This is a genomic window from Dellaglioa sp. CoH-57-MRSF-17 (genome assembly GCF_056782015.1).
Genome location: NZ_JBXAXY010000180.1, coordinates 1 through 241, shown reverse-complemented (window position 1 = coordinate 241; position 241 = coordinate 1). Strand labels below are relative to the sequence as shown.

The 241-nt window shown below is 62.7% G+C and carries 1 protein-coding gene; it reads left to right on the top strand.

Annotated elements, in window-relative coordinates:
• On the top strand, positions 1-185 hold a 185-nt coding region (locus AC1RPJ_RS08320), incomplete at its 5' end, for a hypothetical protein (RefSeq protein WP_481762938.1).
• Positions 186-241: the final 56 nt, after the last annotated feature.

Genomic DNA, 241 nt, shown 5'->3' with positions numbered 1-241 from the left:
ACCCTGAACGCCCCAACGCTCGGCGGGGTGGCCACCTGGTCCCCATTCACGCTGTCGAGAACTCCCGCATCACTCTGCACAACCCGTCTGGTATCGGCGAAAGCGCCCAGAACGCGACGGTCGACGTGACCACCTTCGAACGGTTCTTCGCCCACCGCGGCGTCAAACTAAGGAGACCAGAATGAACATCACTCTCATCGCAGGCGGCCAAACAGCAGAAGGCCCCGGAACACTCGGCTCC